The sequence below is a fragment of the Pseudomonas turukhanskensis genome, from assembly GCF_027922365.1.
Taxonomy (GTDB): Bacteria; Pseudomonadota; Gammaproteobacteria; order Pseudomonadales; family Pseudomonadaceae; genus Aquipseudomonas; species Aquipseudomonas turukhanskensis.
In genome coordinates this window covers 138,272-152,141 of record NZ_BSFN01000009.1, presented here as the reverse complement: position 1 = coordinate 152,141, position 13,870 = coordinate 138,272, and the positions used below count along the sequence as shown (strand labels likewise).

Sequence of the window (13,870 nt, the reverse complement as noted above, 5' to 3'; positions counted from 1 at the left end):
AGGGCTCTGGTTCCGTGGGCTTGCAGGCCCTAAACCGGGGGTCGAAGGTCTCATTACACAATGGCAACATTTCAACCAGTGGGAACATGGGCTACGGCGTGAACGCCCAACTAGGTGGGTCTGTTGAACTGAACAACGTCTCGATCAGCACCATCGCTGCGGACGGCATCGGCGCGAGAATCACGGATGGTGGTTCGTTGGAATTTGGTGCGACCCATATCTGGACGCTTGGACGCGAGGCGCACGGTCTGTTGCTGATGGGCCTTAACGCGACTCAGCGAGCGACCGCCGAGGTATCGGACAGCACCATCACCACGCGTGGCGACGCTTCCATCGGCATCAACGTCAATAGGCACGCCACCGCCCAGGTGATTAATACCCAGATCACCACCACCGGCAACAACTCCGGTGGCGTGTGGCTGCCAGGTGAAACGAACGATGCCACGCTGCGCCAAGTACGAATTACCACATCGGGCAACAACTCTGTGGGGGTTTCTAGCCAGGGCGGTACTGCCATACTGAGCAACATCGCCATTTCCACCGCTGGCACGCAGTCCCATGGCCTCTACGCCTCTGGTTCAACCGCCAGAATGGACGCCACAAACATCAACATCTCCCTCGATAAGATCGGTGCCGGGGTATTCGCCATCGATAACAGTGTTATTAACCTCGATACCGGCTCCGTCACCACCCGTGAGGGCGGTATCGGGTTGTACGCCGCGCGTGGCGGAAACATTTCCGCCGCAGATTTTCTTATTAACGCCGAGGGTGACGGCGGTCGGGCGCTGGTGGCTGCCAACGGGGCCACCTTGACCCTGGGCAGGGTGCACGCCAGCGCTAACGGTGTGAGCGGCGCTGCCTTGCAGTCGATTGCCGGCGCCAGTACCCAGTTGAATAACGTGAGTATGGAGGACGGCAGCCTGACTGCCACCAAAGGCAGCGCCATCGCGGTGTTGGGTGGGCAGCTGGACTTGAGCCTGAAAAACGTCACGGTGACGGGTCAGCAGGTGCTGGACGTGAACCAGAGCGCGACTGGCGTTGCCCATGGCAACGTCAATGTCACGGCCCAGAACAGCCTGCTAGTGGGCGATGTACGGGTAGCCGGTGCCAGTAGCGGCGACACCCGTCTGCAACTTGATCGCTCGGTGCTTACCGGCGCGGTTCAGGGCCTTGACCAACTGGACCTGCTTAACAGTCAGTGGAACATGACCGCTGATTCCCGTCTGGTCGGCTTGAACAATCAAGGCACCGTGGCGTTTGAAACCGGTGCCGGGTTCAAGACCCTGACGCTAGAAGGCGACCTTACTGGCGGTGGTACGTTCGTGATGAACACCGACCTGGCTGGTTTGCGCGGCGACCTGTTGCACATACTTGGCACCACCCAGGGCAACCACACACTGGCGGTTGCCGACTCCGGCAAGGAGCCGGCAAAGGCCGATGAAAAATTGATGCTGGTTAACGGCAACGGCGGTGACGGTCGCTTTGCCCTCGCTGGCCGCCCCCACGTGGATGCCGGCGCTTTTCGCTACACCCTGGAGCAGCAAGGAGATGACTGGTTTTTGCGCAACACCTCGCTGCGCCCCGGCCCCGATAATATTTCTGACGGTTCCAACGCCGCGCTGGGTAGCCAGGCTGCGGCGGCTACCTTGTGGGCGGCCGAGATGAACGCTCTGGTAAAACGCCTGGGCGAACTGCGCATGGGCAATGACAAAGGCGGTGTGTGGACACGTGGCATCGGCAAAACCTACAAAATTGACAACGGTTACGGGCGTGGCTTCGAGCAGAGCGTGCGGGGTATGGAAGTGGGCGCCGACTCGGGCATTGACCGTCAGGGTGGCACGCTGTACCTGGGAGGTATGGTGGGAATGGCCACGTCCAGCCAGAATTTCGGCGATGGTGGTAGCGGTGAAATCGACAGCCAACTGCTGGGCATCTACAGCACGTGGATGGACGACAGCGGCTACTACATCGACGCCGTGGGCAAATACAACCGCTTTAGCAACCAGGTAAAAACCCTGACCAACACCGGCGAGCGCGTCAAAGGTTCTTATAAAACCCGAGGCCTCGGCGCTGACGTTGAAGTGGGCAAGCACATTGCGCTGCAGGATGCCTGGTTTGTAGAGCCGCAATTGGAGTTGACCTACACCTACACCCACGGCGCCAATTACACCGCTAGCAATGGCTTGGCGGTGCGCACCCAGGCTGCCGACTCACTGCAAACCCGGCTCGGTGGGCTGCTTGGCAAAAGCCTGACCCTCGACAACGGCATGGCCGCCCAACCCTATGTAAAAGCCTCTTACGTGCAGGAGTTCGAGGGGGCAAGCACGGTGAAGGTCAACGGCCGCAAATTGCGCAACCAGGTGGCCGACTCCCGCGCAGAAATCGGCTTGGGTGGTGTACTGCAAGTCAGCGCCAAAACCAAGGTATCGCTGGATGTGCAACACACCAAGGGCGAGCAGATGGAGGAACCTTGGGCAGTGAATATGGGCGTGCGGTATTTGTGGTAGGACGATAAAAGCCCCGCCGTGGGCGGGGCTTTTATCGGTCAGTGGGTAGAGAACAGTGCGCGCCACGAACAGGTACGGCCGGTTGGCGTGGCGCCAAGATTGAGTGACGACAGCGACACACATCGACGGTAGGGCAGCAGGCCAGTTACCCTGCGTCATTCCTTCTCCGCGGCCTTTCCCAATGCCCGACCGCTTCCTCGGTAGCTGCCTGTGCAGCGCCATCCGTTACCAACTGCTGGTCCGCCCCAAAGCGGTCTCGCACTGCCATTGCAGCCAGTGCCGCAAGGCACATGGCGCTGCATTTGCCAGTTACGGCAGCGTGTTGCGTACAGATTTGCTGATTAGCCAAGGCGCCATCTGCCTTGCCTCGTATGCGTCTTCGCAGGGGGTGGTTCGCCAGTTCTGTAGCCAATGCGGTTCATCGTTGTTCTGGTCGAAAACCTCGGGTGAATTCAGTGACTGGGTTTCCATCGCACTGGGTACGTTGGACTCGCCTTTTACGCTCGAAAAACAGCAGCACGTTGAAGTGAGCTCCAAGGCCTCGTGGTATGCAATCGAGGACCATTGGCCGCAGTCTCGTTAACCCGCCACCCTGGAAGCTCGCCATGCTCTCCCATGTCTTTTTAGGTACCAATGATTTCTCTCGCGCCCTGGCGTTTTATTCGCCGCTGATGGCCGAGTTGGGCCTGGTGTTGAAATTCAGCGACGCCAGCAAACCCTGGGCAGGCTGGATGTCGCCAGCGGCGCCTCGGCCGCTGTTTGTTGTCGGCGCGCCGTTTGATGGACAGGCCAGCCAGCCGGGCAATGGGCAGATGGTGGCGTTGCTGGCGCCCAACCGTGAGGCGGTGCGCAACAGCCATGCGTTTGCCCTGGCCAACGGCGGTACGTGCGAAGGCGAGCCGGGCTTACGGCCGCACTACCATGCTGATTATTACGGCGCCTATTTTCGCGATCCGGATGGCAACAAGCTGTGCGTGTGCTGCCATCAGGCCGAGTGAGCGCGTGTCACTGCAAAAACGCATCGTCCACCGGCACGCGGTAGCCGGTGGCTAGCCGATTGGTTTCGTTGGCCATGCCGATCACCGCTTGCAACTCGCCAAACATCTCGTCGGTCATACCGGCCTTGCGCGCACTCGCGGTGTGGGATGCGATGCAGTAGGTGCAGTTGTTGGTGACGCTCACGGCAACGTAAATCAGTTCTTTGGTCAGCGCGTCTAAAGCCCCCGGCGCCATGATGTGCTTGAGGCTTTGCCAAGTGCGTTCGAGGTTGTCGGGGTGCGCGGCCAGGCATTTCCAGAAGTTGTTTACGTCAGCGACCTGCCGCGTTTGCTTGATGTCGTCGTACACGGCACGTACGCGCGAATTGGCATTTTCATATTCGATCAAGTGCTTGGACGTCATGTTCTTATTCCTAATATGTTTTGGCAGCTTCGTCGAAAACCACTGACGTTTTTTACGCTACCAAGGAGAGGAACAGATGTCATTGCGCATTCTTGTGCTTGCTGCCGCTGCTGCGTTGCCCTTGTACACCGCGTCGGCCGGTGCCGCCGAACCCGGCTTATGGAAGGTGTACGACAGCCTTAAAAGCCACACCTGGGTGGACCTCACCCACAGCTACAACGAGCAGGTGCCGCACTGGAAAGGCTTCGAGCTCGCCCAGCGCAAAACCCTCTACACCATCGAAAAAGATGGCTTCCAGGTCGACCTTTATACCCACGTAGGCCAGTGGGGCACCCACGTCGACCCACCCGCGCATTTCCATACCGGCCTGCGTACTGTCGACCAGATTCCGGTGAAGGAGCAGTTGCTCCCGCTGGTGGTGCTGGATATCCACACCCAAGTGGAAAAGAACCCCGACTACACCATCACCCTGGATGACGTGAAAGCCTGGGAAAAACGCCACGGCACCATTCCGGCCGGCTCGTTTGTGGCGCTGCGCAGTGACTGGTCGAAACGCTGGCCGAGCCAGGAAAAAATCCAGAACGTCGACGCACAGGGCGTGGCCCACTATCCGGGTTGGAGCAAAGAGGTGCTGACCTACCTGTACGAAACCCGAAAAATTACCGCTTCGGGCCATGAAACCACCGACACCGATCCGGGCATTGCCACCAGCAAGGATGACTACTCGCTGGAGTCGTACATCCTCGGCAAAGACCACTACCAGATCGAGTTGTTAACCAACCTTGATCAGGTTCCCGAGGCCGGTGCGCTGGCGGTGGTGAGCTTTCCCAAGATTGAAAAAGGCAGCGGTTTTCCGGCGCGGGTGTTTGCGATAGTCCCGTGATTTGACCGCATGACTCAGCGGGGTGCCGGCTCGGCTCCGCTGAATGCGGCCACTATCTGTTCTTTCAACCAGCGCAGCCCCACGGCCATATCCTGTTGCCTGTGCCAGATCAGGCTCACTTGCACCGCCGGCATTTCCATGGGCATGGGGAATATTTGCAGGGCGTATTGCTCGGCAAAATGTTCAGCCAGTTGCAGCGGCACCGTGCCGAGCATGTCGGACTGCGCCACGATGGCGGGGATGGCCAGGTAGTGCGGCACATACAGTTGCACCTTGCGCCGCACCTTGGCCGAACCCAGGACGATTTCCAGCGGCGACCCACGGCCGGCGCGCGAGTGCACGGACACATGGTTGCAGTCCTGATACAGCGCCAGCGAAAGCGCGCCGCTGCATAGCGGATGATCGCGCCGGGCGATAACCGCCAGCTCCTGTTGGCGCAGCGGCTGGTACAGCAGGTCGTCGTCATCAAAATGCAGGTAGTCGATCGCCAGGTCCAGCTCGCCGGTTTTCAGGCGGCGGGCAAGGGTGTCGGCATCGTCCAGGTGCACCGCCAGCACCACGCGCGGCGCGATGGCATGGATGCGGGCAAGCAGGCCGGGCAGAAACACGGCTTGCGCGTAGTCGTTCATCGACACCCGAAAGGTCAGCTCGGCTTCCAGGTCGATAGCCGCCTGGGGGCCCAAGCCGATCCGCAGCAGGTGCAGGGCCTGGCGCACCGGGCCGTACAACGTGTGGGCGTGGGGCGTTGGCACCATGCCGCGGGCGGTGCGCTGAAACAGCGGTTCGCCCAGTTGCTGGCGCAGACGGGCCAGGGCATTGCTGACGGTAGACTGGCCTAGGTGCAGGCGCTGCGCCGCGCGCGAGAGGTTCTGCTCTTGCATCAGGGCGTCGAATACCAGCAGCAGGTTCAGGTCGAGCTGACGCAAATTCGTGATCATGAATAAAGCTCTTTCTGAATATCCATTGGATGGATAATTGCGGCGTGCCTAAGCTCGGGTCAACTCCTCGACCGAAGGATTGCCTGATGAAGTTCGATACCGCTGCCTTCCGCGCCCGCTACCGCGCAGACATTCACCCCCATTACAACGCCTGGCTGCACGGTGGTTTTGTGCTGCTGTTCGGCGCTGTGTGCATCGGCCTGTTCTGGAGCCACGCGCATAACGTGCGGCCTTGGGAATGGCTTGCCATCCCGGTGGCTGTGCTGTTTCAGAACTGGGGCGAGTACATGGTTCACAAGAACATGGGCCACCGTAAGCACGGCTACAGTGCACTGTTTTACAAACGCCACACGGGCGACCACCACAGCTTTTTCGCCCACGGGCAGATGGCGTTCGAAACCCGGCAGGACTGGCGGGTGATCTTCTTTCCTCCGTGGCTGATCGTGGTATATGCCCTGGTTTCCCTGGGTGTCTGGTGGGTGCTGAGCCTGTTCAATGACAACGTCGCTGCCTTGTTCAGTGGCGCCATGCTGCTGGGCTATCTCGCCTACGAAATTCTCCACGCCTGCGAACACCTGCCCGAGCAGCACCCTGTTTCGAGTTGGCCGTGGGTGCGCCAGATGCGTCGGTTGCACGCGCTGCACCACGCCCGCGAGCTGATGCACAGCCACAACTTCAATATCGTGTTTCCGCTGTGGGATTGGGTTTACGGCACGCTTTATTGGGAACCTGAAAACGCCACGGCACACCTTCGCACCAACCGCGTGCTGCAGCACCACGTGGATATTGCCCGCTCGCCCGAACAGGTATTCGCCTACGTCAGCTGCCCCACCCGTTGGCACGAATGGCACCCCTACCACGTGGCCATCAAAGGGCCGAAGGGCTCGCTGCCGGCGGGCAGTCATTTTGAATACGAGGGCGGCCGTGCCGGCTCATTGAGCTGGGATGTGCTGGCTGTGCAACCCGGCCAGCGCTGGCAGGCTTCGGCGCGGGGCAAATACGGGCTGGCGATGGTGGTGACCTATGACTGCACCGCCACGGCCACCGGCACCCGCTTTACCCGTACGCTGGAGTACCGCTTTGCCAACTGGATAGGGCGCACGGCGGACCGGCTGTTTGTGCACAGGCGCATCGAGCAGGACTCGGTGGCGCTGCTGCGCACGCTGGGACAGGTGGCGGAGCGGGTATTGCCCCACGTGCCATGACGGTTGAATCATTGCTACTCGCTGGCGCTCTCCCGGCCCTCGCTTAAACTAAAATCGCGATATCCCGGGTTGTACTCAACAGCGAAACGCTATGACTGATAAAACACCGCCTTCCGATGCCGCCGCGCCCAGCCGTTCCAGCGTGGCGCTGACGCGTGCGTCGCTTTTCAAGTTTGCCGGTTTGTTGGTCGCAGGCTTCGTCTTCGCGGTCTATCTGTTTTTTTATCTGGCTCAGGACCTGGACCGCACGGAAGAAACCGAAAGCGCGTTCTACACCGAAAAGGCGATGCAGGCGTTTGAGAAAACACTGCGCTTAACCCTTAAGGACTATGCGTTCTGGGGCGATGCCTATAAGCACCTGCACAGCGAAGTGGACACAGATTGGGCCTACGTACGGCAGAACCTGGGCTCCACCCTGTATGCCGATTTTGGTTTTCAGGGCGTTTTTGTCGTCGATGATTCCGACCGCACGGTTTACGCCGTCATTCGCGGTGCGTTGCAGCCTGTTCAGGCTTCCGACTGGCTCAAGCAACGTTACGCAGAGGTTCTCAGTCAGGCGCGAGCAAATGCGCAAGCCGAAACGCCGATCACCGCATTTATCGATATAAACGGCAGCCCGGCGCTGGTCGCAGCTGCGCCGATCACCCCGGGAACGGACCCTACCGTGGTAGCCGATGACAGGCAGGCATCGGTGCTGATCTTCGTCGACATTCTCGATGCCACCAAGCTGGAGGCCATTGGCAAGGATTACGGTGTGCAAGGCCTGCGTATCGCGACGGGCGACGATGTTCACGCCCGGGCCAGTTATCCCTTAGGTGAGAATGGCGCTGCCGGGAGCCTGCACTGGGACCCGGAGCGGCCAGGCCAACGCTTGCTTAGCCTCGGCCTGCCTTTGCTGAGCATTACTGCCGTGCTGGTGTGCCTGATGGCCTGGGTGCTGCTGCGCCGCACCACGGCGGGTGCCAAGGCGCTGGATGCCAGCTACCACTCGCTGCAGAGAAGCCAGGGCGCACTGGCCACAAGCGAAGCGCGCTTTCGCGATATCGTCGAAATCAGCTCCGACTGGATCTGGGAAGTAGACACCTGCTGGCGCTTTACCTACCTCTCCGAGCGCTTTGAGGAGGTGACCGGGCAAGCGCGGGAGGCTTGGCTGGGCCGCAGCATCGATAGCCTGTTGTGCACCGAGACGGGGACCGTGTCGCAGTGGTTGAGCACAGCCAACCGGCGCGCCGACAACAGCGTGCATTGCCGTTATGTCGATACCCGTGGGCAGGAGCGCATTACCCGTGTATCGGCCAGGACCATGGGGCCGCCAGGGTTTCGTGGCACCGCAACGGACGTCACCGGCGAAGTGGAGGCGCGCCGGCAGATCGAGTTTCTGTCACAGCACGATGCCCTTACCGGCCTGCCGAACCGCACGTGCTTGCAGGCATTTCTCGACGGCAAACTCAAGGTGCTATCCACGCAGGAAAACCCGCTGGTATTGCTCAGCCTGGATCTGGACCGTTTCAAGCCGGTGAACGATTTGCTCGGCCACGCTGCGGGTGATCAGGTGCTCAATGAGGTGTCCCGGCGCCTGTGCGAGTGTGTTCGCCACGAAGACCTGGTGGCCCGTGTGGGTGGCGATGAATTTGTGTTGATTCTCTGCGACCTGAGCAACCAGGACAACGTGGAAGCGTTGTGCCAACGGGTGCTGGCGTCTATCGAGCAGCCCATCGAAATCGACGGGCATCAAACCTTTATCAGCGCCAGTATTGGCATAACGATGGCGCCCAACGATGCCCTCGAAGCCAGTGAATTGTTGCGTTATGCCGATATTGCGCTGTATGAAGCCAAGGCGGGTGGGCGTAGCACATGGCGGTTCTATTCGGGTGACATGAACGCCAAGATCGTCGAGCGCCGGCGGCTGGAGGCCGATCTGCGTTTTGCCATCAAACACGGTGAATTACGGCTGCATTTTCAACCGCGCTACCGCATAGCCGACGGTCAGATCGTCGGCGCAGAAGCCCTAGTGCGCTGGCAGCACCCGGAACGCGGCCTGATACCCCCCGATACCTTTATTCCGATTGCCGAACAGACCGGGCTGATCATCGCGCTGAGCAACTGGGTGATGAGTACGGCCTGCCAATACGCAGCGCAATGGCCGCAACCGCTGTTTCTCTCCATCAACCTTTCGCCGATCGAGTTCAAGAGCGGCGGGCTGGTCGAGCGCATCGAGCAGGCACTTGCCGATTCCGGGCTGAACCCGGCTCGGGTGGAGTTGGAAATTACCGAGAGCGTGATGCTTGACGATGCCGGCGGTGCGTTGGCGCTGATGCACACGCTCAAGAAACTTGGCGTGCGCCTGGCGATGGACGATTTTGGAACGGGTTATTCATCGCTCAGTTACCTGCGCACCTTTCCTTTCGACGGCCTGAAAATAGACCGCAGTTTCCTAAACCGCCTGGGCGAGAGTGCGGACGACAGGGCGATCATTCTGGCTATTGTCGGCCTGGGCCATGCCCTGTCCCTCACCGTGACGGCCGAGGGCATCGAAACCGCTGAGCACCTGCGCATGCTCAATGCCGTGGGATGCGATGAAGGGCAGGGCTTTTTTCTGAGCAGGCCACTGGATGTCCAGGCCTTTGACGCCCTGCTGCAAGCGGCTGAAACCGAAAGCTAGAAGCATACGCTGTCAATCAAATGCACCGTTCAGCACCTCGTAAATGATGCCGGTGGCGATGGCCACCAGAACCAGATCGGTACCGGCCTGCTGCCACTCATAGCCGCTGTAGCGCGGTAGTTGGCCAAGCAGACGGCTATCGAGTTTCTTGGCAATACCGGGCGGCAGCGGTTTGCCCCGGGCCAGGTTTTTCTGAATGCCCGGCGGCAGCGACGAGGTCGGCGCCCAGTAATCACGGTGGCTACCCAGCACGCCAAGTACACTGCCTCGGTCAATGCTGGGGCCACCGTTCCAGTCATCGTTGCCACCGCCTTTTTTACCCTGGCCGTTGTGGTCGTTGCCTTTACCGTTGCTGTGGCCCTTGCCGTTGCCTGGGTCGGCGTTGGCGAGCGCCGAGCCAAGGCCTAAGGCGATGCATATACAGCCAATCCATAGTCCACGAAGTTTCATAGTGTTTACCCTCATTTGAATCGAACCACGACTGCAATGGTGCGCGCAGTAAACCCAATCTGCTCACGCGCACCGGCCTCTCAAAACTGTTCAGCTACCATGCGAAACGGATACGGCGCTGCCTTGTACTTGCCCAGTCGCCCACGCTTGGGCAGTTTTACCGCATCCTTGTCGGCAATTTCTTTGTAGGGGATCTGACCTAACAGGTGACTGATGATATTCAGGCGCACGCGCCGTTTGTCTTCGGAATTGGCCATGTACCAGGGGGCCCAGGAGGAGTCGGAGGCGGCGAACATATCGTCGCGGGCACGGGTGTAGTCGTCCCAGTGGCCGTAGGACTTGATGTCCATCGGCGACAGCTTCCACAGCTTGCGCCCGTCGGTAATGCGCGCCTGCAAACGCCGGGTCTGTTCCTCGGCGCTCACCTCCAGCCAGTACTTGAGCAGGATGATGCCCGATTGCACCATCACCTTTTCGAACAGCGGCACCACCTTGAGAAAAGTGTGTGACTGCTCCTCGGTGCAAAAGCCCATCACCCGTTCGACGCCGGCGCGGTTGTACCAACTGCGGTCAAAAATCACCACCTCGCCGGCTGCGGGCAGGTGAGTGAGGTAGCGCTGGGCATACATCTGGGTTTTTTCCCGCTCGGTGGGGGCCGGCAGCGCTACCACGCGAAACACCCGAGGGCTTACCCGTTCGGTGATGGCTTTGATGGTGCCGCCTTTTCCGGCGCCGTCGCGCCCTTCAAAGACGATGCACACCTTCAGGCCTTTCTGTTGTACCCACTGCTGCAGCTTCACCAGTTCGATATGCAGCTTCTTCAGCTCGGCGTCGTACACCTTGCGTTCCAGGCGCTCAGCCGGCTTGAGAATTTCTTTTGAGGTCTTCTTCGGTTTGGCCATGGTGCCCTCCATGCGCAAATAACCAGGAGCGCTGAGTATGGTTCAAGGCAACCAATTCGCTACTGCTCGGTGGGCTGCTCATACCGGCGCTGGATGCGTTCCAGCTCGCCACTTTCACGCAGCGTATTCAAGGCGCGGGCCCAGGCGTTTACGACGTCATCCTCGCAGTCCGGGCTGAAGGCGATATACAGCGATGAGCGATAGATCTCCACCGGGATTTGCCGCAAGAACCCAGGGCCGATGTTCAGCTGTCGACTGTAAAAGGCAACCCCGGCATCGGTATCGCCTACGATCACATCGGTGCGCCCGGCGAGCAGCATGCGGTACAACTGCACGCTTTCGACGGCGCTGCTGTCGAGGTTGGTAAAACCCAGGGCATGCAAGCGTTTGGGCACCAGCCCGGCGTGGCGTGTGGTGATTTTTTCGACCTTGCGCAGTTGTTCCAGTGAATACAGCGGCGGGCGTCCCTGGGCGAGCTGATAGGGGTGAATGGACTCTTCCACAATCGGCCCTACCCATTTGTACAACGGTTCGCGCTCGGGGGTGCGGAACATTGAGTACATGATGGTTCTGGGCCGATTTTGCAGCGAGAGAGAGGCGCGCATGCTGGGCAGCACCACCACGTCGAAGTGATCGCCGGTCAGCGCCATCATGGCCTCCACGATCTCGGTGGCCATGCCGGTGAGCTGATTGTTTTCGACGTAGTTGTACGGCGCCCAGTCTTCGGTAACGACCTGGTACGGCTCGGCTCGGGCGAGGGTGCCTAGCAACAGGCAAATCAGGGCTGCAGTGGTGGTCGAATACTTCACGTTGCCTGCTTGGCAGTCTGGGGGACAGGGCAAGCGTAGACGCTCACGCTTGCGGGTGTTGACCCATCAAATCGTAGTGACGATTTATTGCCAAGGCTTGGCGGTTGTCGCCCCTGCAAAACCGGCACGGGCTCGCGTTTTTCTTCATTGCCTGGGTGCTTGTACCAAGCCGGGCGGATTTTTTCCCTCAGACCTCTTACCCTGTGTGTTTTGCAGATGCGCAACGCGGGCGGTGGCTGTGGATCGGTTTCAGGAAATGAAGGTGCTGCTGGCCGTTACCGAGGCCGAAAGTTTTGCCGGTGGTGCCAAGCAGTTGGGCATGTCGCCGCCCAGTGCAACGCGCGCCATCGCTGCCCTGGAAAGCCGTCTGGGCACCGTATTGCTGGCGCGTAACACCCGCAGCCTGCGCCTGACCGAAGCCGGCCGGCGCTATGTGGAAGACTGCAAACGCATTCTGCTGGAGCTGGAGGAGGCCGAGGAACTGGCTGCCGGCAGCGCATTGCGTGCGCGTGGCAGCCTGACGGTGACGGCCCCGGTGATGTTCGGCGAGTTGTATATGGTGCCGCTGATTGCCAGCTACCTGGGCGAGCATGCCGAAGTGACGGTAAATGCCCTGTTGGTCGACCGTCTGGTGAACATGGCCGACGAGGGTGTGGATGTGGCGATTCGCATCGGCAAGCTGCCCGAGGGTAACTGGCATGCCCTCAAGGTGGGGGACATTCGCCCCGTGGTGTGTGCTGCCCCCGATTTTCTCGACCGCGTAGGCCGGCCTCAGCGGCCGGAAGATTTACAGGACGCGCCGATTGTCATGTCTTCGGCCAGCACCTTGCTCACGCACTGGTACTTCAACGGCCCGCAGGGCTCGCAGCTGTTTATTCCGCAGCCGCGTCTGGTGGTCAGTTCCAACCAGGCGGCCATCAATGCCGCGCGCCAGGGTGGGGGCTTCACCTGCGTGCTGTCGTATCAGGTGGCTGCGGCGGTCGCCAGCGGCGAATTGGAAATCGTACTGGGCGACTTTGCTACTGCACCGTTGCCGGTGCATATCCTCTATCAGAGCGGCAAGCAGGTGTCGGCCAAGGTGCGCACCTTTGTCGACCATTGCCACAGCCGGTTGCTGGCCGATGCGGCGTTGCAACAGTTGGCGGCGGGGTAGGCGATGAGTCGCTATCAGCAGCTCGAGGTGTTCGCCGCCGTGGCGCAGGCCGGCAGCCTGGCGTCGGCGGCACGCCAGCTCGAATTGTCGGCTGCCACCGTCATGCGGGTGATCGGTACGCTGGAAGCGCGTCTGAATGCCACGCTGTTGCTGCGCGGCCCGCGCGGGGTAAGCCTGAGTGCGGTGGGGGAGCAGTTTGCAGCCAGTTGCCAGGCGATTCTTGAACAAACTGCTGCGGCCGAACGCTCGGCCTGCGGGCTGCACAGTGAAGCTGCCGGGCAGTTGAAAGTGGCCATGCCGCTGCTGATGGCCCACCAGGTGTTTACCCCGTTGGCCATTGAATACCTCGCGGCTTTTCCCGCCGTGGACCTGCGCATTGAAGCGCGTGAAGGTCTGCCCAAGCTGTTGGATGAGGGCCTTGATGCCGCGCTGGTGGTGGGCCACCTTGCCGACTCTTCAGGCTTTGCCGTGGCAGTCGGCACGGTGCGGCCGATGATGTGTGCTTCGCCCGCGTACCTCGCCCGGTGGGGCATGCCCAGCACCGCCGAGCACCTGCGCGCGCACCGCACGGTGTTGGCCAGCAGCAGCGGCCATGGCCTGGAGTGGCGGCTGCACACAGGCGCCAGCATTCGCGCCATTCGCACGGCGCCGTCGCTCACCTGTACCACGCAACAAGGCGGCGTTCAGGCGGCCGTCGCCGGCGTGGGGTTGCTGCGCTGTATGAGCTACGAGGTCCATCAGCAATTGCAGGCCGGGCTGCTGCAACCGGTTCTGCAAGACCTCGCCGGCCCCGCACTGCCGGTGCACCTGGTGTACCGCGAAGGGCGCAAAGCCAATGGCCGGCTGCGCGCCTTTATCGACTTTGCAGTGCCTGGTTTGCGCAGCCACCCGGCATTGCAGGGCGGGTGAATGGTCAGGCGTTCGCGCCTTCGCCAACTGCTTTATTGCGAAAACTGAAAT

The 13,870-nt window shown here is 60.7% G+C and carries 13 protein-coding genes; 8 read left to right on the top strand and 5 right to left on the bottom strand.

Annotated elements, in window-relative coordinates:
- The first annotated feature begins 98 nt into the window (after positions 1-98).
- From PKE98_RS16430 to PKE98_RS16420, 3 genes are all read left to right on the top strand, one after another.
- Positions 99-2,507 carry an autotransporter outer membrane beta-barrel domain-containing protein gene (locus PKE98_RS16430; protein WP_271196401.1) on the top strand — a complete coding sequence of 803 codons (2,409 nt, stop codon included), beginning with the start codon at positions 99-101 and terminating at the stop codon, positions 2,505-2,507.
- 181 nt (positions 2,508-2,688) lie between these two features.
- Entirely contained in the window at positions 2,689-3,090 is a 402-nt protein-coding gene (locus PKE98_RS16425) for a GFA family protein (RefSeq protein WP_271196400.1), read from the top strand.
- Between the two features lie 22 nt (positions 3,091-3,112).
- Entirely contained in the window at positions 3,113-3,505 is a 393-nt protein-coding gene (locus PKE98_RS16420; RefSeq protein ID WP_271196399.1) for a VOC family protein, read from the top strand.
- Positions 3,506-3,512: 7 nt separating this feature from the next.
- Here PKE98_RS16420 and PKE98_RS16415 read toward each other — a convergent pair whose 3' ends face one another.
- Complete coding sequence (locus PKE98_RS16415; protein WP_271196398.1) at positions 3,513-3,908, bottom strand: carboxymuconolactone decarboxylase family protein; 396 nt, start codon at positions 3,906-3,908, stop codon at positions 3,513-3,515.
- Between the two features lie 76 nt (positions 3,909-3,984).
- Here PKE98_RS16415 and PKE98_RS16410 point away from each other — a divergent pair, with 76 nt between their 5' ends.
- Positions 3,985-4,791, top strand: coding sequence for a cyclase family protein (locus PKE98_RS16410; RefSeq protein ID WP_271196397.1), 807 nt, complete (start codon positions 3,985-3,987; stop codon positions 4,789-4,791).
- 14 nt (positions 4,792-4,805) lie between these two features.
- Here the strand turns inward: PKE98_RS16410 and bsrA are convergent, their stop codons facing one another.
- Positions 4,806-5,729, bottom strand: a complete 924-nt coding sequence (gene bsrA / locus PKE98_RS16405; protein ID WP_271196396.1) for a LysR family transcriptional regulator BsrA — start codon at positions 5,727-5,729, stop codon at positions 4,806-4,808.
- Positions 5,730-5,815: 86 nt separating this feature from the next.
- Here bsrA and PKE98_RS16400 point away from each other — a divergent pair, with 86 nt between their 5' ends.
- Together PKE98_RS16400 and PKE98_RS16395 are read left to right on the top strand one after the other, a co-directional pair.
- Positions 5,816-6,934, top strand: coding sequence for an SRPBCC family protein (locus PKE98_RS16400; protein WP_271196395.1), 1,119 nt, complete (start codon positions 5,816-5,818; stop codon positions 6,932-6,934).
- Between the two features lie 91 nt (positions 6,935-7,025).
- Complete coding sequence (locus PKE98_RS16395) at positions 7,026-9,596, top strand: bifunctional diguanylate cyclase/phosphodiesterase (RefSeq protein WP_271196394.1); 2,571 nt, start codon at positions 7,026-7,028, stop codon at positions 9,594-9,596.
- Positions 9,597-9,608: 12 nt separating this feature from the next.
- On the opposite strand, the gene PKE98_RS16390 is transcribed toward PKE98_RS16395, so the two are convergent.
- The 3 genes from PKE98_RS16390 to PKE98_RS16380 all read right to left on the bottom strand — a co-directional run bounded on the left by PKE98_RS16390 (position 9,609) and on the right by PKE98_RS16380 (position 11,757).
- On the bottom strand, positions 9,609-10,046 hold the full coding sequence (locus PKE98_RS16390; RefSeq protein WP_271196392.1) for an anti-virulence regulator CigR family protein: 438 nt from the start codon (positions 10,044-10,046) through the stop codon (positions 9,609-9,611).
- An 80-nt stretch (positions 10,047-10,126) separates the two neighbouring features.
- The gene (gene ppk2 / locus PKE98_RS16385) at positions 10,127-10,948 is read right to left on the bottom strand and encodes a polyphosphate kinase 2 (RefSeq protein WP_271196390.1); all 822 of its coding nucleotides are present in this window, start codon (positions 10,946-10,948) and stop codon (positions 10,127-10,129) included.
- Between the two features lie 59 nt (positions 10,949-11,007).
- Positions 11,008-11,757: a substrate-binding periplasmic protein gene (locus tag PKE98_RS16380; protein ID WP_271196388.1), complete on the bottom strand. Its 750-nt coding sequence runs from the start codon at positions 11,755-11,757 to the stop codon at positions 11,008-11,010.
- Positions 11,758-12,013: 256 nt separating this feature from the next.
- On the opposite strand from PKE98_RS16380, the gene PKE98_RS16375 reads away from it, so the two are divergent.
- The gene (locus tag PKE98_RS16375; protein ID WP_271196387.1) at positions 12,014-12,910 is read left to right on the top strand and encodes a LysR family transcriptional regulator; all 897 of its coding nucleotides are present in this window, start codon (positions 12,014-12,016) and stop codon (positions 12,908-12,910) included.
- Between the two features lie 3 nt (positions 12,911-12,913).
- A complete protein-coding gene (locus PKE98_RS16370) occupies positions 12,914-13,819 on the top strand; it encodes a LysR substrate-binding domain-containing protein (protein WP_271196385.1) in 906 nt (301 codons plus the stop codon).
- The last annotated feature ends 51 nt before the right edge of the window (positions 13,820-13,870 follow it).

Coding starts and splice junctions, on each gene's coding strand:
- PKE98_RS16425 (WP_271196400.1), top strand. CDS start 2,689: ATGCCCGACCGCTTCCTCGGTAGCTGCCTGTGCAGCGCCATCCGTTAC.
- PKE98_RS16420 (WP_271196399.1), top strand. CDS start 3,113: ATGCTCTCCCATGTCTTTTTAGGTACCAATGATTTCTCTCGCGCCCTG.
- PKE98_RS16415 (WP_271196398.1), bottom strand. CDS start 3,908: ATGACGTCCAAGCACTTGATCGAATATGAAAATGCCAATTCGCGCGTA.
- PKE98_RS16410 (WP_271196397.1), top strand. CDS start 3,985: ATGTCATTGCGCATTCTTGTGCTTGCTGCCGCTGCTGCGTTGCCCTTG.
- bsrA (WP_271196396.1), bottom strand. CDS start 5,729: ATGATCACGAATTTGCGTCAGCTCGACCTGAACCTGCTGCTGGTATTC.
- PKE98_RS16400 (WP_271196395.1), top strand. CDS start 5,816: ATGAAGTTCGATACCGCTGCCTTCCGCGCCCGCTACCGCGCAGACATT.
- PKE98_RS16395 (WP_271196394.1), top strand. CDS start 7,026: ATGACTGATAAAACACCGCCTTCCGATGCCGCCGCGCCCAGCCGTTCC.
- PKE98_RS16390 (WP_271196392.1), bottom strand. CDS start 10,046: ATGAAACTTCGTGGACTATGGATTGGCTGTATATGCATCGCCTTAGGC.
- ppk2 (WP_271196390.1), bottom strand. CDS start 10,948: ATGGCCAAACCGAAGAAGACCTCAAAAGAAATTCTCAAGCCGGCTGAG.
- PKE98_RS16375 (WP_271196387.1), top strand. CDS start 12,014: ATGAAGGTGCTGCTGGCCGTTACCGAGGCCGAAAGTTTTGCCGGTGGT.
- PKE98_RS16370 (WP_271196385.1), top strand. CDS start 12,914: ATGAGTCGCTATCAGCAGCTCGAGGTGTTCGCCGCCGTGGCGCAGGCC.